We start from the raw sequence: 23054 nt of genomic DNA on the forward strand, positions 1-23054 counted from the left end.
TACTATGAGTTCTCAGGATCGTTCTGTATCGTCATTCAAAGATAAAATCAGATCCAGTTGGCCTTATACTCTGGCAGTTGCGATAATTGTTTTTATGTCTCTATGGATCAGAATACTTCCTTCGGATAATGTTCTTTTACCTGGCGGAATTGTGAAGTTCACAACCAATGATGCCTGGTACCATATGCGTACCTTAAAGGTTCTACTTGAGAACTACCCCCACAGGATGTTTTTCAATCCCATGACCAACTATCCTAACGGGAGTTACATACATTTCGGCCCATTGTTCGATCAAATAATGGCTATTACCTCCCTGTTTCTTGGAATGGGGCATCCAAGTTCTCATCTTGTTGATACTGTTGGAGCCTATTTCCCTGCAGTACTAGGGGCTCTGACTGTCATTCCGGTTTACTACATAGGAAAATATCTTGGAGGACATAAAACCGGAATTCTGGCTGCAATTTTAATTGCGTTTGCACCAGGGGAGTTTCTGTCCCGTTCAATGATTGGCTTCACAGACCATCATGTTGCAGAATCACTTTTCAGTACACTCTTCATGATGTTCTTCATGCTGGCTTTGATTTCGGCTAAGGAAAGAAAGCTGCGTTTTGAAGATGTGTTTAATAAAAAATTCAGTGTCCTGAAAGAGCCTTTTATATACTCGGTTCTGGCTGGTGCAATGTATTCAGCATACCAGCTTTGCTGGCCAGGAGGATCGCTTTTCTTATTCATCGTTCTTGTTTACGCAATGTTCCAGTACATTCTGGACAATTTCCGGAATGAGTCAAGCGACTACCTTGGGTTTACAGGCGTAGTCACCTGCCTGGCAAGTACAATACTTATCCTTCCTTTTGTCCATCCGGATATGGGCTTTTCTCTTTATTATTACTCATGGTTCCATGTTGTCACTGCTATTGGGGCAATGGCAGGTTTTGCGGCTTTGAGTCTTATTGAAAGGGAATTCAAAAGAAAGAAAATGAGAGCTTATTACTACCCTCTCCTTATCCTCGGAGCAGGAATTCTCGGACTTATAATTATCAAAATCGCATCTCCACCCCTTTATTCTCTGATTATACATGCGCCGAGCACTGTTTTTGAAATTCAAAAGGGAGGACCTTCCACAATAGAAGAAGCTTCTTCTATGTTCTACCGTGGTGGCGTCTTTACCCTATCTAAAGCTTTTTCAAATTTCACTACTATGGGATTTCTTGCTTCTTTGCTCGGCATGTTAGTTCTGGCTGCAAACCTGTTCAGAAGACCAAAACCTCAAGAACTGCTGGTTCTTGTTTGGAGTTTCTTAATTCTCCTTGCAATTTACGGCCAGATTCGTTTTGCATATTACTATTCAATAAACGTTTCAATCCTGAGTGCATATCTGGGAGGACTGTTACTTGAAACAGTAAAATGGAGTGAACTTGACCAGAAGTTCAAAAGTAGTGTAAAATCGCCAGCAGATATCCCGAAGGCATTGAAACTTGTCAAAATAGAGCAGGTTTTTGCAGTCCTGCTTATAGTGGTGTTTCTGATTTATCCAGTATACGGATCTGCAATACCGGATACAAAAATGGTATATGGCCAGCCCATCCAGCCCTGGGAAGAAGCTTGTACCTGGCTTAGCTCAAACACCCCTGACCCTGGTATGAACTACAATGCAGTTTACGAAGCTCCGAAAGACGGAGAAATGTTCCAGTATCCAGATACGGCATACGGTGTTATGTCATGGTGGGACTACGGGCACTATATAGAAACAATAGGCCACAGGATGCCAAATGCAAACCCCTTCCAGGCCGGAGTAGGAGGACGCAGAGTAAGCATTAACGAGACAAACCAACCAGGTGCTACAACCTTTCTCACAGCTCCATCTGAAGAAGAAGCAAGTGCAGTGCTTGAAGCCATAGACCCTAGGCCCGAAAAAGCAGGTGCACGTTATATAATGTCCGATGCCAGAATGGCTACAGATATATTCATTTCAATTGCTACCTGGACTCTTGATACTAATGGTTACTATCAGGCTTACTGGATAGGTAAAGAATATAGGTCACTGCCTGCTACTCGATATTTCAATTCCATGGAGGCAAGGCTGCATACTCTTGACGGAAATGGCTTGAAACAGTACCGTATGATTCACGAGACTGAAGCTTACCAAACAAGTGAGTTATTGTACAAACAGGTCTACAATCGCTTCCATGGAGGTAAACTCCCTGAGGTATATACAGGTTATGTCAAGGTCTTCGAGTATGTTAAAGGCGCAAATATAACAGGAACGGCTTCTCCCAATGAGAGTGTTAAAATAAACACGACAATCCTTACAAATCAGGGAAGAACCTTTGAGTACTCGCAGTCAACTACTGCAGACTCTCAGGGAAGGTACGAATTTACAGTGCCTTATTCAACAGAAGGTCCGATTGCAGGCCAAACACAATTTGATACTGCACCTTCAGGACCCTATGTGTTGAGTTATGGAGATACGACAAAAGAAGTAAAAGTAAGTGAAGAAGCCGTATTGAAAGGAGAAGAGATAAAGGTCTGAACAACTTAGATGTGAAATTAAGTTAGTTTCATACCTTTCTCTTTTTCTTCTTTTTTATCTTTATTTTCGTTTTATCCCCCTAGAAAGGCTTATCTTTGAGATTTTGAAGTAGCCCTCTACTTTTCCAGAATGTTTGTTTTTTTATATATTTCCAGGTTACATATAATTTTATATACTATTGATAAAGTTATTTTATATGTCAAAGAGTTTTCTTAAAATGGAACTAGAACATTGCCACGTCTTTTAGAAAACATACTGTTGGTCGAAAATCTTAAAGAACTGAGAGCCAGGGAAGAAAAGTAAAACCGAGAACACTGGATCTCTTGAAGAATGTCCTGACCGATTCAGTATGAAAGATGCATGAGGTTCCTGAAGATAAATAAGGTAGAATTATAAATAATTAGACTAAGTTGGCTGCATAGGATAATAACATCTTATTTGATTTTCTTCGTTCATGAATTATATTTATTTGAAAAAATCACCTTCGAAGGGATTATTATGAGTTCTCAGGATCATCCTGTATTATCATTCAAAGATAAAATTAAGTCCAGCTGGCCTTATACTCTGACAGTTGCGATAATCGGTTTTGTGTCTCTATGGATTAGAACAGGTCCTTCAGATACGGTATTCTTATCCGATGGGTCCGTAAGGTTTATGACCAATGACGCCTGGTACCATATGCGTACTTTAAGGGCTCTGCTTGAAAACTACCCCCACAGGATATTCTTCGACCCAATGACCAATTATCCTAATGGGAGTTACATACATTTCGGCCCATTGTTCGATCAAATAATGGCTATTATCTCCCTGATTCTTGGAATGGGACATCCAAGTTCTCATCTTGTTGACACTGTTGGAGCCTATTTCCCTGCAGTGCTTGGAGCTCTGACTGTCATTCCGGTTTACTACATAGGAAAATATATTGGAGGACATAAGACAGGGATTCTGGCTGCAATTCTGATTGCGTTTGCTCCGGGACAATTTCTGACCCGTTCAATGATTGGTTTTACAGACCATCATGTTGCAGAATCATTGTTCAGTACACTTTTCATGATGTTCTTCATGCTGGCTTTGATTTCGGCTAAGGAAAGAAAGCTGCGTTTTGAAGATGTGTTTAATAAAAAGTTCAGTGTCCTGAAAGGGCCTTTTATATACTCGGTTCTGGCTGGTGTAATGTATTCAGCATACCAGCTTTGCTGGCCAGGAGGATCGCTTTTCTTATTCATCGTTCTTGTTTACGCAATATTCCAGTACATTCTGGACAATTTCCGGAATGAATCAAGCGACTATCTTGGATTTACAGGCATAGTCACTTGTTTAGTAAGCACAATACTTATCCTTCCGTTTGTCCATCCTGACATGGGCTTTTCTCTTTATTATTACTCATGGTTCCATGTTGTCACTGCTATTGGGGCAATGGCAGGTTTTGCGGCTTTGAGTCTTATTGAAAGGGAATTCAAAAGAAAGAAAATGAGAGCTTATTACTACCCTCTCCTTATCCTCGGAGCAGGAATTCTCGGACTTATAATTACCAAAATCGCATCTCCATCTCTTTATTCTCTAATAATAAACGCACCAAATACCGTTTTCGGAATCCAGCAGGGAGGACCTTCCACAATCCTGGAAGCTTCTTCTATATTTTATGAAAGTAACAAATATAGAGTCTTTACCTTATCGAAAGTCTTTCTACATTTCACCCCTATAGGATTCCTTGCTTCTGTAATAGGAATATTAATTCTGGCTGCAGGTCTATTCAGAAAACCAAAACCTCAAGAAGTGCTACTTCTTATCTGGAGTCTCTTAATTCTTTTTGCAATTTACGGCCAGAATCGTTTTGCATATTACTATTCAATAAACGTTTCAATCCTGAGTGCTTACCTTGGAGGTCTGCTGCTTGACACAGTTAAATGGAAAGAAATTGACCAGAAATTCAAGAGTAGTGTAAAATCGCCCGAAGATGTCCCGAAAGCCTTTAAACTCATCAAAGTACAGCAGATCTTTATAATCCTGGCAATAGTATTATTTTTGATTTATCCAGTGTATGGATCTGCAATGCTATATTCAAATACGATAAAGTCAACTGGCTCAAACGAACCCAATCAACCGTGGATGGAAGCTTGTGACTGGCTACGTTCAAATACTCCAGACCCTGGTATGAACTACAATGCCGTTTACGAAGCTCCGAACAGCGGAGAAATGTTCCAGTATCCAGATACGGCATATGGTGTTATGTCATGGTGGGACTACGGGCACTATATAGAGATAATTGGTCACAGGATGCCAAATGCAAACCCCTTCCAGGCCGGAGTAGGAGGACGCAGAGTAAGCATTAACGAGACAAACCAGCCAGGAGCTGCAACCTTTCTCACAGCCCCATCTGAAGAAGAAGCAAGTGCAGTGCTTGAAGCCATAGATCCAAGGCCTGACAAAGCAGGTGCACGCTATATAATGTCTGATGCTAAAATGGCTACAAGTATATTCGGATCAATTACTACCTGGACTCTTGATACTGAAGGGTACTACCAGGCATACCGGACAGGTAGCCAATATCAGAGCATACCTACTGCTCGATATTTTAATACCATGGAAGCAAAACTGCACATTTTTGACGGAAATGGCTTGAAGCAATACCGTATGGTTCACGAGACTAAGGCTTACCAAACTGACGAGTTGGGGTACAAACAGGTCTACAATTATTTCTACGGAGGTAAACTCCCTGAGGTATATACAGGTTATGTCAAGGTCTTCGAGTACGTTAAAGGCGCAAATATAACAGGAACGGCTTCTCCCAATGAAAGTGTTAAAATAAACACAACAATCCTTACAAATCAGGGAAGAACCTTTGACTATTCACAGTCAACAACTGCAGATTCCCAGGGAAGATACGAACTCACAGTGCCTTATTCAACAGAAGGTCCGATTGCGAATCAAACTCAATTCGATACTGCACCTTCAGGACCCTATGTATTGAGTTATGGAGATACGACAAAAGAAGTGAGAGTAAGTGAAGAAGCCGTATTAAAAGGAGAAGAGATAAAGGTCTGAACAACTTGAGATGTGCAATTAAATTAATTTCACACCTTTATTTCTTTTTCCTTCTTTTCTGATCTTTATTTTCATCTTATTTTCCTGAAAGGCTTATTTTTGAAATTTTTGAAGTCGCCTCCTACCTTTCCAGAATGCTTCTTTTTTATAAATTCACAGGCTACATATACTTATATATACTGTTAATAAAGTTATTTTATATGTCAAAAGCTTCTAAAAGTGGAACCAGAACATTGCCGCTTCTTTAAAAGACATTACTGTTTCGAAGTAGAAAGTCTTAGAGAACCTGAGCGCCAGGGAAGAAAAACAAAACCGGGAATACTAACTCTCTTGAAGAACTTACAGATTGAGCCAGTATGAAAAATTCAGAAGGTTCCTAAAAATAAATAATGGAATCTTGAATATAAATAAAATAGAATTGCAAATAATAAGGCTTATTCGTCTGCGTAGGAAAATGTTATCTATTTGACTTTTTTCTTTCACAAATTACAGATTTAATTACAAAAATTACCTCCGAAGGGATTATTATGAGTTCTCAGGATCATCCTGTATCGTCATTCAAAGATAAAATCAAATCCAGCTGGCCTTATACTCTGACAGTTGCGATAATCGGTTTAATGTCTCTATGGATAAGAACATATCCTTCAGATACGGTGTTCTTATCCGATGGGTCTGTAAGATATACGGCTAATGATGCCTGGTTTCATATGCGTACCTTAAGGGTTCTGCTTGAAAACTACCCCCACAGAATGTTTTTCGATCCCATGACCAACTATCCTAACGGGAGTTATATCCATTTCGGCCCACTATTTGATCAAATGATGGCAATTACTTCCCTGATCCTAGGTATGGGTCATCCCATTTCTCATCTTGTTGATACTGTTGGAGCTTACTTTCCTGCAGTGCTCGGAGCTCTGACTGTCATTCCGGTTTACTACATAGGAAAATATATTGGTGGGCATAAGACAGGGATTCTGGCTGCAATTGTAATCGCATTTGCTCCAGGACATTTTCTATTACACTCAATGATTGGCTCTACAGACCATCATATTGCAGAATCGTTGTTCAGCACTTTCTTCATGATGTTTTTCATGCTTGCCTTGATTTCGGCAAAGGAGAAAAAGCTGCGTTTTGAAGATGTGTTTAATAAAAACTTAAAAGTCTTGAAAGAGCCTTTTATATACTCGGTTCTGGCTGGCGTAATGTATTCAGCATACCAGCTCTGCTGGCCAGGAGGCTCGCTTTTCTTATTGATCGTTCTTGTTTACGCCGTATTCCAGTGTATCTTAGACAATTTCCAGAATGAGTCAAGTGACTACCTTGGGTTTACAGGCATAATCACATGTTTGGTAAGTACAATACTCATCCTCCCGTTTGTCCATCCTGACATGGGATTTTCACTTTATTATTACTCCTGGTTCCATGTTATTACTGCTATTGGGGCAATGGCAGGCTTTGCGGCTTTGAGTCTTATTCAAAGAGAATCAAAAAGAAAGAAAATGAAAACTTATTATTACCCACTTATAATCCTTGGAGCTGGTATTCTTGGGTTTATATTTATTAAAGTTTTATCTCCATCACTTTATTCTCTAATTATAAACGCACCAAGCACTATTTTTGGAATTCAACAGGGGGGACCCTCTACAATTGGTGAAGCTTCTTCTATGTTTCGCATAGGTGATAAAATCGTCCTGTCGGAAGCTTATAAATATTTTACTCCTACAGGATTTCTTGCTTCTTTACTGGGGATAGTTATTCTGGCTGCAAATCTATTCAGAAAACCAAAACCTCAGGAAGTGTTACTTCTTATCTGGTGTCTTTTAATTCTTTTTGCAATTTACGGACAGAACCGCTTTGCATACTACTATTCTATAAATATATCAATCCTGAGTGCCTATCTTGGAGGTCTGCTGCTCGATAAAGTGAAATGGAACGAACTTGACCAGAAGTTCAAAAATACCGTAAAATTGCCCGAAGATATTCCGAAGGCTTTTAAATTCATCAAAGTACAGCAGATATTTGCAGTCCTGGCCATAGTATTATTTTTGATCTATCCTGTATACGGATCTGCAATTTTATATACAAAAATTTCGAACGGTACACCTGATCAGTGGGTGGAAGCCTGTGACTGGCTCCGTTCAAACACCCCAGACCCTGGTATGAACTACAATGCCGTTTATGAAGCCCCGAAAAACGGAGAGATGTTCCAGTATCCTGATACGGCTTACGGTGTCATGTCATGGTGGGACTACGGGCACTACATAGAGACAATAGGGCACAGGATGCCAAATGCTAATCCGTTCCAGGCAGGAATAGGAGGCCGAAGGGTAAGCATCAACGAGACAAACCAGCCAGGTGCAGCAACCTTTTTCACAGCCCCATCTGAAGAAGAAGCAAGTGCAGTTCTTGAAGCCATAGACCCGAGGCCTGACAAAGCAGGTGCACGCTATATAATGTCTGATGCCAGAATGGCTACAGTTATGTTCTCGGCAATACCTAAATGGACTCTTGATACTGAAGGGTACGAGCAGGCTTACTGGATAGGTAACCAATATCAGAGCATACCTACTGCCCGATATTTCAATACCATGAAAGCAAAACTTCACATTTTTGACGGAAATGGCTTGAAACATTACCGTATGGTCTACGAGACTGAAGCCTACCAGAGTAACGAAGTCGCATATAAACAGGTTTACAACTACTTCTACGGAGGCAAGCTCCCTGAGGTAGATACAGGTTCTGTCAAGATATTCGAGTACGTCAAAGGTGCGAATATAACAGGAACGGCTTCTCCTAACGAAACTGTTAAAATAAGTACTACAATCCTTACAGATAAGGGACGGACCTTTGAATACACTCAATCAACAACTACAGACTCTCAGGGAAGATACGAATTTACAGTGCCTTATTCAACAGAAGGTCCGATTGCAGGCCAAACACAATTTGATACTGCACCTTCAGGACCCTATGTATTAAGTTACGGCGATACCACAAAAGAAATAAAAGTAAGTGAAGAAACTGTATTAAAAGGAGAAGAAATAAAGGTATGAAACCAGTACGGAATGTGAGATTGTTCACACTACTGCACCTTTATTTCTCCTTTCTTCTTCTTTTTTAGTTTTGTTTTTACTCTTCCAGGAAATATTTCTTCTAAGGTTTTCTTAAGAGACTGCTATTTTTTCAAGAAAATTAGTAACTACCCAACCTATGTAAAACAGGATCAATAGCCATATTTATTAAAACTCAATCGACGAATTTCTGTAAATTGATTCTTAATCTGTTACCAATTGATTCCGTTTCTTCCTTTTTCACAGGTTATTTCTTGGATTCCTTGTTTTCGATATAATCAATATCGATAGACACGTTGGGTATGCTGAATAGTTACAAAAATTATTTATATATATCCGTCAGTTACATATACTTTTATTTATATCCGACACTTACATATACTTTTATTTATATATCCGTCAGTTGTATACTCTTATATACTGTTAACAAAGTAGTTTCACATCTCGAAGGGATTTTCAAGGTTGAACCAGAAGCATTGCCACGTCTTTTAGCAGAACTATTACTGTTTCCGAAGTAAATAGCTTGAGAAACCTGCCACCATGAAAAATAAGCAAAAACCCCCTCAGGCAATAGTAGGTATCTTGTAAATTGTCCAGATCGATCTAATATGAAAACTGCATGAAGTTTCTGAACAGAAATAAGGTAGGATTATAAATAATCGTACTGAGTAGCCTGCGTAGAATAATATTATCTAATATTATTTATTTGATATTATTATTCCATAAACTATATATTTGATTGAAAAAACTTACCTCTTAAAGGGGATTATTATGAGTTCTCAGGATCATCCTGTATCATCATTCAAAGATAAAATCAAGTCCAGCTGGCCTTATACTCTGGCAGTTGCGATAATCGGTTTTATATCTCTATGGGTTAGAACACTTCCTTCAAATACGGTGTTCTTATCCGATGGATCCGTAAGGTTCGCGACCAATGATGCCTGGTACCATATGCGTACCTTATTTGTCTTGCTCGAAAATTACCCCAATAGGATGTTTTTCAATCCCATGACCAACTATCCTAACGGGAGTTACATACATTTCGGCCCATTGTTCGATCAAATGATGGCTATTACCTCCCTGATTCTTGGAATGGGACATCCAAGTTCTCATCTTGTTGATACTGTTGGAGCCTATTTCCCTGCAGTGCTAGGGGCCATTATCGTCATTCCGGTTTACTACATAGGAAAATACCTGGGAGGACATAAAACCGGAGTTCTGGCTGCAATTTTAATTGCGTTTGCTCCGGGACAGTTTCTAACCCGTTCAATGATTGGTTTTACAGACCATCATGTTGCAGAATCACTGTTCAGTACACTTTTCATGATGTTCTTCATGCTGGCTTTGATTTCGGCTAAGGAAAGAAAGCTGCGTTTTGAAGATGTATTTAATAAAAAGTTCAGTGTTTTGAAAGAGCCTTTTATATACTCGGTTCTGGCTGGTGTAATGTATTCAGCATACCAGCTGTGCTGGCCAGGAGGATCGCTTTTCTTATTCATCGTTCTTGTTTACGCAATATTCCAGTACATTCTGGACAATTTCCGGAATGAATCAAGCGACTACCTTGGATTTACAGGTGTAGTAACCTGTCTGGTAAGTACAATACTTATCCTTCCATTTGTCCATCCGGATATGGGCTTTTCTATGTATTATTACTCATGGTTCCACGTTATCACTGCTATTGGGGCAATGGCAGTTTTTGCGGCTTTGAGTCTCATAGAAAGGGAATTCAAAATAAGGAAAATAAATACTTATTATTACCCTCTGCTGATTCTTGGAGCAGGAATTCTCGGACTTATAATTACCAAAATCGCATCTCCATCCCTTTATTCCCTAATTATAAATGCTCCAAGCACTGTTTTTGGAATTCAACAGGGAGGACCTTCCACAATTGGTGAAGCTACTTCTATATTCTACCAGAACGGCGCCTTTACCCTGTATAAAGCTTTTTCAAATTTCACTACTACGGGATTTCTAGCTTCTATACTCGGGATGTTTGTTCTGGCTGCAAACCTGTTCAAAAGACCAAAGCCCCACGAATTGCTTGTTCTTGTCTGGAGCTTCTTTATTCTCCTTGCAATTTATGGCCAGAATCGTTTTGCATATTACTATTCAATAAACGTTTCAATCCTGAGTGCCTACCTTGGAGGCCTGTTACTTGAAAAAGTAAAATGGAACGACCTTGACCAGAAGTTCAAAAGTAATGTAAAGTCACCTTCAGATGTCCCAGGTGCATTGAAACTTGTCAAAATCGAGCAGGTTTTTGCAGTCCTGTTTATATTGATATTTCTGATTTATCCCGTATATGGATCTGCAATGCTATATTCAAATACGATAAAGTCAACTGGCTCAAACGAACCCAATCAACCGTGGATGGAAGCTTGTGTCTGGCTCCGTTCAAATACTCCTGATCCGGGAATGAACTACAATGCCGTTTACGAAGCTCCGAAAAACGGAGAAATGTTCCAGTATCCAGATACGGCATACGGTGTTATGTCATGGTGGGACTACGGGCACTATATAGAGACAATAGGCCACAGAATGCCAAATGCAAATCCCTTCCAGGCAGGGGTAGGAGGACGCAGAGTAAGCATTAACGAGACAAACCAACCAGGCGCAGCAACCTTTTTCACAGCCCCATCTGAGAAAGAAGCAAGTGCAGTGCTCAAAGCTATAGATCCAAGGCCTGACAAAATGGGTGCACGTTATGTAATGTCTGATGCCAAAATGGCTACAAGTATATTCGGGGCAATGCCTGCCTGGACTCTTGATACTGATGGGTACTATCAGGCTTACTGGACAGGTAGCCAATATCAAAACATACCTTCTACCCGATATTTCAATTCCATGGAATCAAGACTGCAGATTTTTGACGGAAACGGCTTGAAGCAGTATCGTATGGTTTACGAAACTGAGGCCTATCAAACTGACGAAGTAGGGTATAAACAGGTCTATAATTACTTATACGGAGGCAAACTCCCTGAGGTAGATACCGGCTATGTCAAGATCTTCGAGTACGTTAAAGGTGCAAATATAACAGGAACGGCTTCTCCCAATGAGAGTGTTAAAATAAACACGACAATCCTTACAAATCAGGGAAGGACCTTTGAGTACTCGCAGTCAACTACTGCAGATTCTCAAGGAAGGTATGAATTCACAGTGCCTTATTCAACAGAAGGTCCGATTGCAAATCAGACTCAATTCAACACTGCACCCTCAGGGCCCTATGTGTTGAGTTATGGCGATATGACAAAAGAAGTGAAAGTAAGTGAAGAAGCCGTATTGAAAGGAGAAGAAATAAAGGTATGAAACCAGTACGGAGTGTGAGATATTCACACTACATCTTTATTTCTCCTTTTTCTTGTGTCTTTGTTTTTAATTTTATGCTTTCAAACTTATTCTTAAACCAGAACTGCAGATTTTTACTTCATTTTTCCGTTATCTAGATATACTATTAAAAAAGCCTACCTCGCAGGTGAAGTATGATGAAAAACCCTATTATAGGTCGAGTCTGGAAATTCGGAGACGATGTCGACACAGATGTAATCATTCCCGGAAAATACCTGCGGACCAAAGATATGCAGGTTTTTGCAGCTCATGCAATGGAAGGCATTGACCCCGAATTTGCAAAAAAAGTGAAACCGGGAGATATCATTGTAGCAGGCAGCAATTTCGGCTGCGGCTCTTCAAGAGAACAGGCTCCCCTTGCTTTAAAACATGCAGGTATAGCATGTATTGTCGCAAGATCTTTTGCAAGGATCTTTTTCAGAAATGCAATTAATGTAGGGCTACCTCTTATTGAAGCCGATATCGAGTGTCAGGAGGGCGACGAAATAAAGGTTGACCTGCTAAAAGGCGAAGTTACAGTTTCAGGAAAAACCACTTACGAAGGAAATAAACTACCGGATTTTCTTCTCCAAATACTTGCTGACGGCGGGCTTGTAGCTCACAGAAAGAAAATCCAGATCGAGCAAAGGGAATAATTTGATACAATAATTATGGAAAAAAACCGGAAAATAAATCATAAAGTACTGGGAGTATATTGAGAAATGTATCAAAAAACATACCAAAGTACACTGGAAAACATACCGGAAACAAATTTAATTTGACAACAACCAAAATAAGAAGAATAAGAAAAACAAGAAGAATAAGAAAAACAAGAAGAATAAGAAAAATAAGAAGAATAAGAAAAACAAGAAGAATGAACTCAGAATCCATATTTCAAAAAAATCATCCAAAACAACCGATAATTATGCTTTTTCCTGATGAATATAAGCATGTAGGTGTAACAAAATCCTTCTGCCCGGACACTGAGGAACCTATCTATTTCCTGACTGACTACCTGATTACAGAAAAGGGAAGTCCTCAGACAGACGGCTGCGAATACGCAGTCTATTACGTGAGAAAAAACGGAGAGGGCTTGCTCAGAAAAGTTGAGTCTCTCGAAACAATAGCCTCAGGAGAAGAGGTGGTAAAATATGACAGAGAGTTGAATATAAAAGACCGTACACTCCTGATCGAGACTGCAGAAAAACTCTGTACCGGCAAAGTGAACACGGTAATTTTTACAGGTATGGATAAACACGTCACATTTGTTCACGCCCCAGATCTTGCAAGCATTCTTGACTTAGAAATCCTTGACGTTGCTCCCCCTTATCCCTCCTGGCTTTCCCTTGTTGTAAGAAGACTCGAAGCCAGTGGAATTTTCGGGGATCTCCAGGTCAGGTTTACTGAAAAAGTAATCGATTTAAGACGTTTTGAAGGAAAAAACACCGTTTTTCCATGCAGCGCGTCTGGACTGGAAGGTAAATGCCTGGACTCGGATGTGCTCACGGAAAACGGACATTTACTTGTAGGATGTGAAATTTCAAAGACTCTTTTTGAAATGCGTTTTCCTGAACTTGAGTATTCCTTTATAAACATCTGTCCTTTCAAGTCCGAAATAGTTGTACCCTCAAAATCCTTTATTACTCGCTGCTGCAGGTCTGAGAATTCAGGGCTTGTAAATATTTCGGGTTTTGATGGAGCTGTAGTCCACTGGGGAGCATCGGAGTACCAGGTTGCTGAAGCTATCCGAAAACTTGTAAACAGACTGAGAAAGAATGAGTAATCTTACATTTTTTCTTCAAAAGTCTATTCTGGTATTTTCTATGATTAGTGTTCTATTATATTAAATCAAAACTATCCCTAAATTCAAACTCCCCAGCTAATGCTTTTTTCTGATTATCGGCTTCAATTTCAAGTTCCTTCTTAACTTTTGCTTTTATCTCCCTGTAATGAGCTAAAATACGTTAAACTTGCTTGAATCTCTCCTCCGAGTTTAGTAAACTTGATTATATAATATAAAACTTTTCTATGAATTAGAAAACTCTATTATCTATGAGAGATATAGTTTTAAAGGATCGACCTGCCAGCGACGCTCACAAATTAAGGGGATTTGAGAGAGATACCGAAATAAAGTGACTTTAGACAATCGGAAACGGGCAGCAGATTATAAAACAGTATTAAACCTGGGGGGTAATAATATGATTTTACTCATAACTGCATGGATTGTTGGATTTGTTGCTGGAGTTTTCTTGATGAAGTTCTTGTTTGTAACGATTGCAGTAAAGGCTTCACTTGTTTATAACACAATCATCGGGCATAATATTCATGAGAAGTATCAACAGGTTAACATGATACCTGATTGGGTTAAAACTCTCGCAGACAACAATATATACCAGCGTTACTCGCTTGAACCACTGCGTATTGTAAAATATCCGGCATTCTACAGAAAAGGATTTAAATTTTTTGAAGAAAGTCAGTATAAATATGCCGTTTTCTATGAAGGCAATGGTAAGTATACCGCATATAGAAAAGTGAGGGCAGGAATATCGGGAAATAAAACAAAGACAGTGGTTGAAGAAAAGTCTGAAATTAAAGTATGAGCAAAATAAGATGTGGGCAGTTATTTAACTGAAAAGTGGTTAGAACCGTGCTAATATATATGAGCAAAACTGAAGTATGAACAAAGTGAAAGTATCCAACAAAGTGAAAGTGTCCAACAACGTAAAAGTGTCCAACAACGTAAAAGTATCTAACAAAGACAGTGGTTGAGGAAAAGTCTGAAATTAAACATAGTACTTTAATTTAAACACTGTCCGTTTTAACTGTGTTACATAGACCTTTTGAGTTTATTCTGCCTGGAGTTTGAAGAGCTCTTCTCATCCCTTTCCTTTCAAAAAAGCATTTTTTATCTGTGACCTTTACAGAAGACATAGTTTTAAATCTGATTGTAGATTATTGGGTCAACAAATAATAACCATATACATAGACATTTTGAGGACCTCAAGTCTTAAATGTCGACATGTATAAAAGCTCTAATGATTCCTAAATCGTATGTTAAAACTCCAATTATCCTAAACCATATACATAAGACTTTAGAAAATTTCGATAAATATCAAAGTTTAGCGAGTCCTTTACATTTAGTATACAACAATTTATTAAAAAATTGAATTTATTGAAACGCTCTTAATTACCTTGGCAAAATCTGTTTATAAAACGAAATTGAGGTTGACCTAATGCCTTTCCTGACTAGCTTTCTTTTAGGGCTCGGGCTTTCAATGGATGCATTTGCAGTTTCCATGTCCAGCAGTACTACGATACGGCCTTTTCATCTAAAGGATGCGCTGAAACTTGCTTTCTTTTTTGGAGGATTTCAGGCTTTCATGCCTGTGCTTGGCTGGCTTGGAGGGAACGCAGTGAGCAGCTTTGTATCAAACTATGCTCCCTGGATTGCTTTTGGGCTTCTGGTCTTTATCGGAGGCAAAATGATTTATGAGGCTCTTTACGAAGATCCGAATGCGAAGGTAAATTCCCTCAATTATTCTACGCTTCTGGTGCTCGCAATTGCTACAAGTATAGATGCCCTTGCTGTGGGAATTAGCTTTGCTTTTCTCAATACTCCCATTCTTGAACCTGTGATTATAATAGGCTGTGTGACCTTTTTCATGTCCTTCTGCGGAGCAGTCCTGGGATACAGAATAGGTCATTTTTTTGAGCACGAAGTCGAGATTATTGGAGGTATTATCCTCATAGGGATTGGTGGAAAAATCCTTGCCGAGCATCTGCTATGGATCTGACAGGTTATCAAGATCTCAAAAAGTTACGCCAGATTCATATACACAAACTATAGATGCAGTTAATATGAAATTAGCTGTAATCGAAGGTGATGGGATAGGCAGGGAGGTAATCCCTGTAGCTGTCAAAGTCCTTGACGCTTTCGGGCTTGAGTTTGAAAAAGTGCCCCTGGAGCTTGGCTACACTCAATGGGAAAGAACAGGGACTGCAATATCAAGTGATGATCTGGAAATCATAAAAGGATGTGATGCTGTCCTTTTTGGGGCAGTTACCACTGTGCCTGACCCAAACTGCAAAAGTGTGCTCCTAACCATCCGAAAAGAATTGGATCTGTATGCTAATGTCAGGCCTGTAAAACCTCTACCCTGCATAATAGGAGTCACCGGGAGAAATGATTTCGATTTTATTATTGTCAGGGAAAATACTGAAGGGCTGTATTCGGGAATTGAGGAAATAGGGTCAGATATCTCATGGACGAAAAGAGTCGTCACTCGGAGAAGTTCCGAGCGAATTGCAGAATATGCTTGCAAGCTTGCAAAGAAAAGAAAGAACAAGCTGACCATCGTCCATAAATCCAATGTCCTGAAATCCGATAAGCTTTTTCTCGATGTCTGCAGGCAAACTGCCAGTGCTAACAACGTGGAATATAAAGATATGCTGGTTGACTCAATGGCTTACAACCTTATGATGCACCCTGAAAGGTATGACATTGTGGTTACAACAAACCTCTTCGGAGACATTTTGAGCGATATGTGTGCAGCCCTTGTAGGAAGTCTCGGCCTTGTCCCAAGCGCCAATATAGGGGATAAATATGCCTTCTTCGAACCTGTGCACGGGAGTGCACCCGATATCGCCGGAAAGGGCATTGCAAACCCGCTTGCTGCAATCCTCAGTGTAAAGATGCTCCTGGAATGGATGGGAGAGCCTCGATCTCAAATTATCGATGAAGCAATAACCCATGTGCTTCAAAAGAAAATTATCACTCCTGACCTGGGAGGAACTGCCAGCACAATGGAAGTCGGAAATGCGGTTGCGGAATATGTGAGGAAAAATATCTGAAAAAGTATAGTTCAATCTGGTAATGCAGTTCGACCTGGTAATGCAGTTCAACCTGGTAACGCAGCTCAATCGGGCAGGATGGATCAGCTCCCTGCCAGAGTAGAGTTTTTAATGTTTTAAACCCTTCTCTATAATAAGGCGCAGTTATATTTTTATCAAAAATGACTGCACTTAAATTCAGATATATCACTAACGGATGAATGGGGGGTTCATTCTGCGTCAATTTTTCGATGTTTCATTGCCTATTACGGAAGAGATGGTTATATATCCTGGAAAGCCTGGACCTTCTATTAAGAGGTATTCCTCTGTCCCCAGGGATAAGGTAAACGAGTCTATTCTGACTATGGGGAGCCATACAGGTACTCACGTAGAATCCAGGCTGCATCTTCGGAATGGTAGAGAAAGTGCTGCTGACCTGCCTCTTGATCATTTTTTTGGAAAGTGCAGGGTTTTTGATCTCGCGCTGGTAGAAAGTGAAATTCACAAGCAAGACCTTGAAGAGTTTGAAATCGGACCTGAAGAAATAGTGCTTCTCAAGACCCGAAATTCAGCTCTTGGGTACGTGAAATTCCTTGAGAATTATGTACACCTTAAAATGGACGCAGCTGAATACCTCGTTAATGCCGGAGTTAAAACCCTGGGATTTGATTATCTGAGCATTAAAAAACCCGAAGGTGACGATGAGGTCCGTGAGCTGCTGATAAATAACACAACTTTGTTCTTAGGACTCAACCTCGCCGGCATTCCTGAAGGAGAATATACATTCATAGGGCTGCCTCTTCGTATAGACACGGATGGAGCTCCGGCTAGAGTAATACTTGTTAAAGAATAATACATTTCAAGCAAAAGTAATGTCGAGTCAACAGTCAAATATTCAACATTCCAAATGATTACAATTGATTTTATATGATATTTTGTGCTTGACTCGATACTAAGAAAGACAGAAAAATATAGTAGATACAGTAAATATCAAAAAAATAAAAGGAGCGGCAGGTAGTTTCAAAAACAGTTGTATATTGACTTCAAAATTTGCTCTATGGAATTGGAACATAACTTACAGGTTTAAATGGAATCGGTTGAAAAGTAAGTTTCTTTCCGCCTTTAATTTTCGTTAGAATTTATCCTGATTTCTGATTTTTTTCTGATTTTTCTTGAAGTTTTTGCATCTCAGTTTGTCTGTTCTTGAGATTTACTTATCTGATCTGTTCTTGAGATTCACTTCAATTGACTTATTTTGAAACTTACCTCTCAACGTTCCAGTTCTTTAGAGGTTTTACATCATTTTGATTCGCAGTTTTTAATTTGCAGCTCTTTAATTTGCAGCTCTTTAATTTGCAGCTTTTTAATTTACAGCTCATTATGTGAATTGAGTTGCTTTAGGCTGACAATCAATAAATCCTATCTTATACGTTTGCCACTGAAGCCTTTAGTTAAGTACGGGCATTTCCCCAAAGTGTACTGAAAAATTTATGTTCCTGTAACTTTCAAACTGCTCATAATACTGAGCACGCTCAATCAATCCTTTGAATATTTCCTCCATTTTATTCACCTCTATTCCTAAAAACTACGTCAGTACTTATTAATCTCAGCCTAGCAGAGTGAAAGTATTTCTTGCAGGACGTCAGGCAAAAAATATCAGGCTCTAAGGCCAGTGAGGCTGAAAACCTTTCATGATGGCTTTCAAAAAATGAAGAATGCTAATAGGAAAAACGCCAAATAAGAGGTTGGAACAAAATAAATATTAAATGGGAAGCGGGAATGGAATAAAAGAACCATTTAATACTTTTTTGCAGCAGCTGCAAGATGCTCTCCAGGTTTTTTGTCTCAGTGGTAATTTTTCATATAACCTTTCAGGGAGTAGTAAACCCACGAAAGCTCCTGACATTTCAATCAATTACATCTATCGGCAGATCTACTGGAGAGTTCAGGAACTCCACATTTATTTCAACCCATATACTGCAGCTTGTCCGTGTTCTCAGGTCTGCATCCGGAATCTGGTAACTTCTTCCAGGAACTGGTCAATTAACTCGTAGTGACCTCTTTCAAAGCTTGCAAGCATCGTGAAGAAGTTTTTCAAACTCTCGTCATCAACTCTTTTTGCGACTTCCGAATAGAAATCCTCGCTTTTTCTCTCGTGCCTCAGAGCTGCAACAAGGATGCCCGCGTCTCCAAGTGTAATTTCTCCACCTTTTGTGCGACCTATATCAAACTCAGGAGTAAAAGACTGGCCACTAGGTACTTCCGCAATGGTTACAGGTAGCTCATTTTTATCTCGATATCTTTCAAGGTAGCCAAGATGTTTTACTTCTTCGTTTGCCAGATACTCATAGAGCTCCTTAAACTTCGGCCTGTCCATTACAGCGGCTTTACTCAGGTAAAAGTCTCTTGCCTCTATTTCCCTCTCGATCGCCAGAGCAATGGCTTCTTCGATTCCGTTAAGGTTTTTTACTTCATCTACTACACTTTGATATGTACTTGTCAAACTTTTTGCCCCCTCTTATCTCTTATCTTTTCAGATATCTCCACCTTAGAGCTTCCTGATTTCCTCTTTAGTTTTCTTCTTTCGTTCTTTCACTTTCAGGATTATGTTTTCAGAAGGTCGCTCAAGCCCGAATATGTCATAAATCTCATAAGGACTTTTAAGCACCGTAATATTTTCCATCTGTGCAAGCTTTTCCGAGTTTTGAACATCAACTTCGCGCATATTAAGTTCAAAGGCTTTACCACTGGGTGCAGAAGTTTTTACACTTCCTCTTTTCTGGTCTACAGGCAAGATGAAAATGGGTGTTTGCCCTTTTCCAGTCTGAGAAACTGCATTTGTAACAAGTGTATCTGCAATCCCATAAACGATTTTTGCTACGGTATTGGCAGTCGCCGGGGCTATCAATAAAAAGTCATAGTATCCCATCTGCAACGGACCTGCAATGAAAGGAGAATTAGGGCCTGCATCGACTTTGAAATTCGGGAAATCGTTCTGGATTTTGTCCCATAGATGATACCATTTCATAACGGTCTCGCCCTCTTTAGAGAGAAAAACCATTGTCTCAACATTTGTTCGGCTTTTAATGTCAACCAGAATGCTGTAGGTTTCAATCATCTGGTCTCCCGAACCTGTTATTCCCCATGCTATTCGCTTAATATTCTTATTTAATGATTCTACCAAAATAACTCCTCCTTAAATAGTTCTGACAAATCATGAAATTATTTCTCTTCCTGATTAACCTGAATCCTGAAAATCCAATTTTCCAGATTTTTATATTATTTACCTTCTTCTTTTTGCATTTCAGACGGCCGGGACTTGTGTTCCGTTCCTGAAGAAGCATTTTTTACAAGCCGGGTTGTCTGGACAAGTTTTTTTAGGGTTCTTCTAAGGCTCCTCATGCCTTCGGAATCTTCAGAGACTCCTTCTGCCCCTTTATCCTTTGACCAGAATGTCCCACCCAGGTTAGCTCCAAAAGAGCCTCCCCCCACAGGTATCATTTCGTTGATTACATAAAAGTTCAGGATTGTCTGGATTGCGGGTTCCTGTCCACCTACTCTGTCTCCTCCGTCTGCAATACCCATTCCGACTTTGTTCAAAAAAACCTTTGGGTTTTTGGCAACTACAGCCCTGCACCTATCCATTATTGTTTTGGTCTGAGCGCTCAATGTTCCCTGATAAACCGGAGTTCCAATAATCCAGGCATCTGCCCAGATCATTTTGTCATAAAGCTCAGCCGAAATATCATCCTTATGAATACAGCCTTCCTTTGTTCGTATACAGAAGTCGCAATGAATGCAAAAGTTCAGCTTTTTCCCTTTTGCGGAAAAGTAATCGGTTTCTGCGCCATATTTTCCTTCTGCAATCTTTAGCGCTTCCCGGACTAGAAAATCGGTTGCCATATTTCTGGGACTTCCAGATATTCCTAATATCCGTATCGTTTTGACTTCGGTTTCTTGCATGTCCCCTCCGAATTACAAGTAAAATTATGTATATAAGCAAATATATCTATATGCTTGTATGTCGTTCGGGCAAATAATTTTATGCCTGAGTAATTTTATGCCTGAATATTCTAACTTTTCCTTTACAGCTTAGATCTTCTGTAAACACTATCAGATAATGGAATAAGCAAATTATTCCGGCTCCGAGGATTGTATTTTTCCTTTTTCAAGATGAATTATCATACCAAATAAGTATAGGTGAAAGTATCTTCACCGAAAAGTTTATCTAGATATTATTGAGAAGTCGGCCTATATAATTCAGAAAACAGATAATAAGATACCTTGAAGTACTTATTCGGAGACATCTGTACTCAAGAAAATAAAAATGGATATTATGCGGTTTGAAACAAACAGATTACTCCAAACAAGACAGTCAGTTCAAACAAAATGAATGATTTCAAACAAAGAAAAGCATTAAAAGAAGTTACTGTTAATCCAGATGTAAAAAAGCCAGATATCTTTGTACAAGGCTATAGAAGTCCAGGAGTTCACAGGAAAACAGCCAATGTCTAACCGATCTTATGTTAATTCTGATTTTACATTAATTCTGATTTTACATTAATTCTGATTTTACATTAATTCTAATCTCATTGTAAGAAAATAAATTGGATTGAATCTCAGTTGATGAACTGAGAATTTTCCAATTAAGAAGATATCTTATCCACAGTTTTCAATTCTGTTATCGTGGATATTTACACCAGTTTCGTTTGTGTTTAAGTGCACTACTGCAGGAGCAGATAAGTCATGGAAATAGTTACCTGAAGCTTCTATGTTTTTAAGAGTTCCCTGTAATTCCAGGCCTGCGTATCCACCGCCAGATGTAGTACATTCATTGTCTTTCATGACCCCGTCGGTAACGGAATCGAAACGAACGGATGAGTTAGTCCTGTTAATAAAGGTACAATTCTTAACTGTAATGCCGTTTACGTGATATGCGTATACACCATCGTGTCCGCATTTGTTTACAGTTACGGAATCTATCATTACGTTGCTTGACTTTGAGATAAGCATGGCATCATTACATCCGTTCTGGAACGTAACATCCTGAATTGTTAATCCGTTACAGTTTACTATAGTCGCCATGTTATAACAGGAGGTTCCGAGCCTGACACCGGAATAATAGTCGGACTGGCTACCATCAACAACTATGTTTTTTATTGTAACACTGCTTGCAGAACTGCCTCTAACCATAAGCATGGCTTTCTTTTCTGAAATACTGCTTTCACGCCCACCCCAGACTGGTAGTCCTTTGGCAAGCTTAATCGTTGTACCGGAATCTCCTTCAAGAACGGTATTGCTGCCTATCCGAAGAGAATCGCTTATATCGTATGTGAACGGGCCTTTAAGGTGGACAGTTGTGCCCGGATTCTGTGCAGCAAATTCAAGAGCCTGGTTGATCTGGACATCATCGGCTTTTCCATCACAATTGTAGTCTCCACTTCCGTCTCCTGCAACAGTTACTACCTTTGTACTCTGAGCGCCTAACGCAGCCGGTATAGCTGTTAAAATAAGGCATGCTACCAGGAGTAGGGTTCCTAGTCGTCTTTTTTGCATCGTATCACCTTTGGGTTGGATCTTTTATAGGGATTTAAGTGAAATCAAAAAACATACGGTAAAGTACTTCTTTCCCAAATATTCTCAAAATTCCATATTACGTACTCGTAATACTTACTTTTCCGAACTAATCTAATCAGGTAGGGATTTTAAATTCCAGAATGGAATTTCCTGATCAGGTCGGCTCTATACGGGTATTCAGATTCTTATTACGTCTGCGTAATATTTTTCGAACCTATCCAATTCGGTTCTCTGCGATTTAGTGGGACGGACACGTTGCACACAGAGCATCCACTCTCCAATAACGTATAGGGATTAGTCATTGGAAGTGGTCGGAAACTAGAAGTTTCAACTTCTACAAATTAAAACTGCTACTGACCACAGGATAATAGCTCCGGTCAGTACCATCTGTTTATCTAGTACGGCCTTTAGCCAGATCAACTCTCCTTATTAAAAAGGTTTGATTCATCATTATTGAATTTCTGAGTTGACATCCCTGGTTATGTGATCCTATTATAAAATATTTTTGGTATTATATTAAAGAAATTTATATAGTATATAATTATATCAGAAAATTTGAGGTTTTCAAGGAACAGAGAAGAAAATGTTATAAAAGGAACTTAACTAATTGTTAAAATTAAATAATAAAAATGACATTTGTCTATTTAAAGAAAATTCGGAATAAAGACCGTAATATT

The 23054-nt window shown here is 39.3% G+C and carries 15 protein-coding genes; 11 read left to right on the forward strand and 4 right to left on the reverse strand.

Going from position 1 to position 23054, the window contains the following annotated elements:
* Window positions 1–4 precede the first annotated feature (4 nt).
* The 10 genes from MSBR3_RS14860 to MSBR3_RS14905 all read left to right on the forward strand — a co-directional run bounded on the left by MSBR3_RS14860 (window position 5) and on the right by MSBR3_RS14905 (window position 17653).
* Window positions 5–2530 (forward strand): oligosaccharyl transferase, archaeosortase A system-associated, encoded by a 2526-nt coding sequence (locus MSBR3_RS14860; protein WP_048108982.1) that lies wholly within the window; start codon window positions 5–7, stop codon window positions 2528–2530.
* Between the two features lie 498 nt (window positions 2531–3028).
* Window positions 3029–5575 carry an oligosaccharyl transferase, archaeosortase A system-associated gene (locus MSBR3_RS14865; protein ID WP_048108983.1) on the forward strand — a complete coding sequence of 849 codons (2547 nt, stop codon included), beginning with the start codon at window positions 3029–3031 and terminating at the stop codon, window positions 5573–5575.
* 527 nt (window positions 5576–6102) lie between these two features.
* Window positions 6103–8625, forward strand: a complete 2523-nt coding sequence (locus tag MSBR3_RS14870) for an oligosaccharyl transferase, archaeosortase A system-associated (RefSeq protein WP_048108984.1) — start codon at window positions 6103–6105, stop codon at window positions 8623–8625.
* 789 nt (window positions 8626–9414) lie between these two features.
* Complete coding sequence (locus MSBR3_RS14875; protein WP_048108985.1) at window positions 9415–11952, forward strand: oligosaccharyl transferase, archaeosortase A system-associated; 2538 nt, start codon at window positions 9415–9417, stop codon at window positions 11950–11952.
* A 173-nt stretch (window positions 11953–12125) separates the two neighbouring features.
* The gene (gene hacB / locus MSBR3_RS14880; protein ID WP_080942321.1) at window positions 12126–12626 is read left to right on the forward strand and encodes a homoaconitase small subunit; all 501 of its coding nucleotides are present in this window, start codon (window positions 12126–12128) and stop codon (window positions 12624–12626) included.
* Window positions 12627–12895: 269 nt separating this feature from the next.
* A complete protein-coding gene (locus tag MSBR3_RS14885; protein ID WP_048110600.1) occupies window positions 12896–13753 on the forward strand; it encodes a DUF7714 family protein in 858 nt (285 codons plus the stop codon).
* 415 nt (window positions 13754–14168) lie between these two features.
* The gene (locus tag MSBR3_RS14890; protein WP_048108986.1) at window positions 14169–14570 is read left to right on the forward strand and encodes a hypothetical protein; all 402 of its coding nucleotides are present in this window, start codon (window positions 14169–14171) and stop codon (window positions 14568–14570) included.
* A 633-nt stretch (window positions 14571–15203) separates the two neighbouring features.
* Window positions 15204–15764: a manganese efflux pump MntP gene (locus tag MSBR3_RS14895; RefSeq protein WP_048108987.1), complete on the forward strand. Its 561-nt coding sequence runs from the start codon at window positions 15204–15206 to the stop codon at window positions 15762–15764.
* A gap of 64 nt (window positions 15765–15828) precedes the next feature.
* The gene (locus tag MSBR3_RS14900) at window positions 15829–16821 is read left to right on the forward strand and encodes an isocitrate/isopropylmalate dehydrogenase family protein (protein WP_048108988.1); all 993 of its coding nucleotides are present in this window, start codon (window positions 15829–15831) and stop codon (window positions 16819–16821) included.
* Between the two features lie 196 nt (window positions 16822–17017).
* Entirely contained in the window at window positions 17018–17653 is a 636-nt protein-coding gene (locus tag MSBR3_RS14905; RefSeq protein ID WP_048108989.1) for a cyclase family protein, read from the forward strand.
* 1143 nt (window positions 17654–18796) lie between these two features.
* Here the strand turns inward: MSBR3_RS14905 and MSBR3_RS14910 are convergent.
* From MSBR3_RS14910 to MSBR3_RS14920, 3 genes are all read right to left on the reverse strand, one after another.
* Window positions 18797–19303, reverse strand: a complete 507-nt coding sequence (locus tag MSBR3_RS14910; RefSeq protein WP_048108990.1) for a ferritin family protein — start codon at window positions 19301–19303, stop codon at window positions 18797–18799.
* 45 nt (window positions 19304–19348) lie between these two features.
* Window positions 19349–19984, reverse strand: a complete 636-nt coding sequence (gene afpA / locus MSBR3_RS14915; protein WP_048108991.1) for an archaeoflavoprotein AfpA — start codon at window positions 19982–19984, stop codon at window positions 19349–19351.
* Window positions 19985–20079: 95 nt separating this feature from the next.
* A complete protein-coding gene (locus tag MSBR3_RS14920) occupies window positions 20080–20763 on the reverse strand; it encodes a flavodoxin family protein (RefSeq protein ID WP_048108992.1) in 684 nt (227 codons plus the stop codon).
* A gap of 426 nt (window positions 20764–21189) precedes the next feature.
* On the opposite strand from MSBR3_RS14920, the gene MSBR3_RS21535 reads away from it, so the two are divergent.
* Window positions 21190–21315 (forward strand): hypothetical protein, encoded by a 126-nt coding sequence (locus MSBR3_RS21535; RefSeq protein WP_268989094.1) that lies wholly within the window; start codon window positions 21190–21192, stop codon window positions 21313–21315.
* Between the two features lie 144 nt (window positions 21316–21459).
* Here MSBR3_RS21535 and MSBR3_RS14925 read toward each other — a convergent pair whose 3' ends face one another.
* Window positions 21460–22356 carry a right-handed parallel beta-helix repeat-containing protein gene (locus tag MSBR3_RS14925; RefSeq protein ID WP_048108993.1) on the reverse strand — a complete coding sequence of 299 codons (897 nt, stop codon included), beginning with the start codon at window positions 22354–22356 and terminating at the stop codon, window positions 21460–21462.
* Window positions 22357–23054: the final 698 nt, after the last annotated feature.

It is taken from the genome of Methanosarcina barkeri 3, assembly GCF_000970305.1.
Classification (GTDB): domain Archaea; phylum Halobacteriota; class Methanosarcinia; order Methanosarcinales; family Methanosarcinaceae; genus Methanosarcina; species Methanosarcina barkeri_A.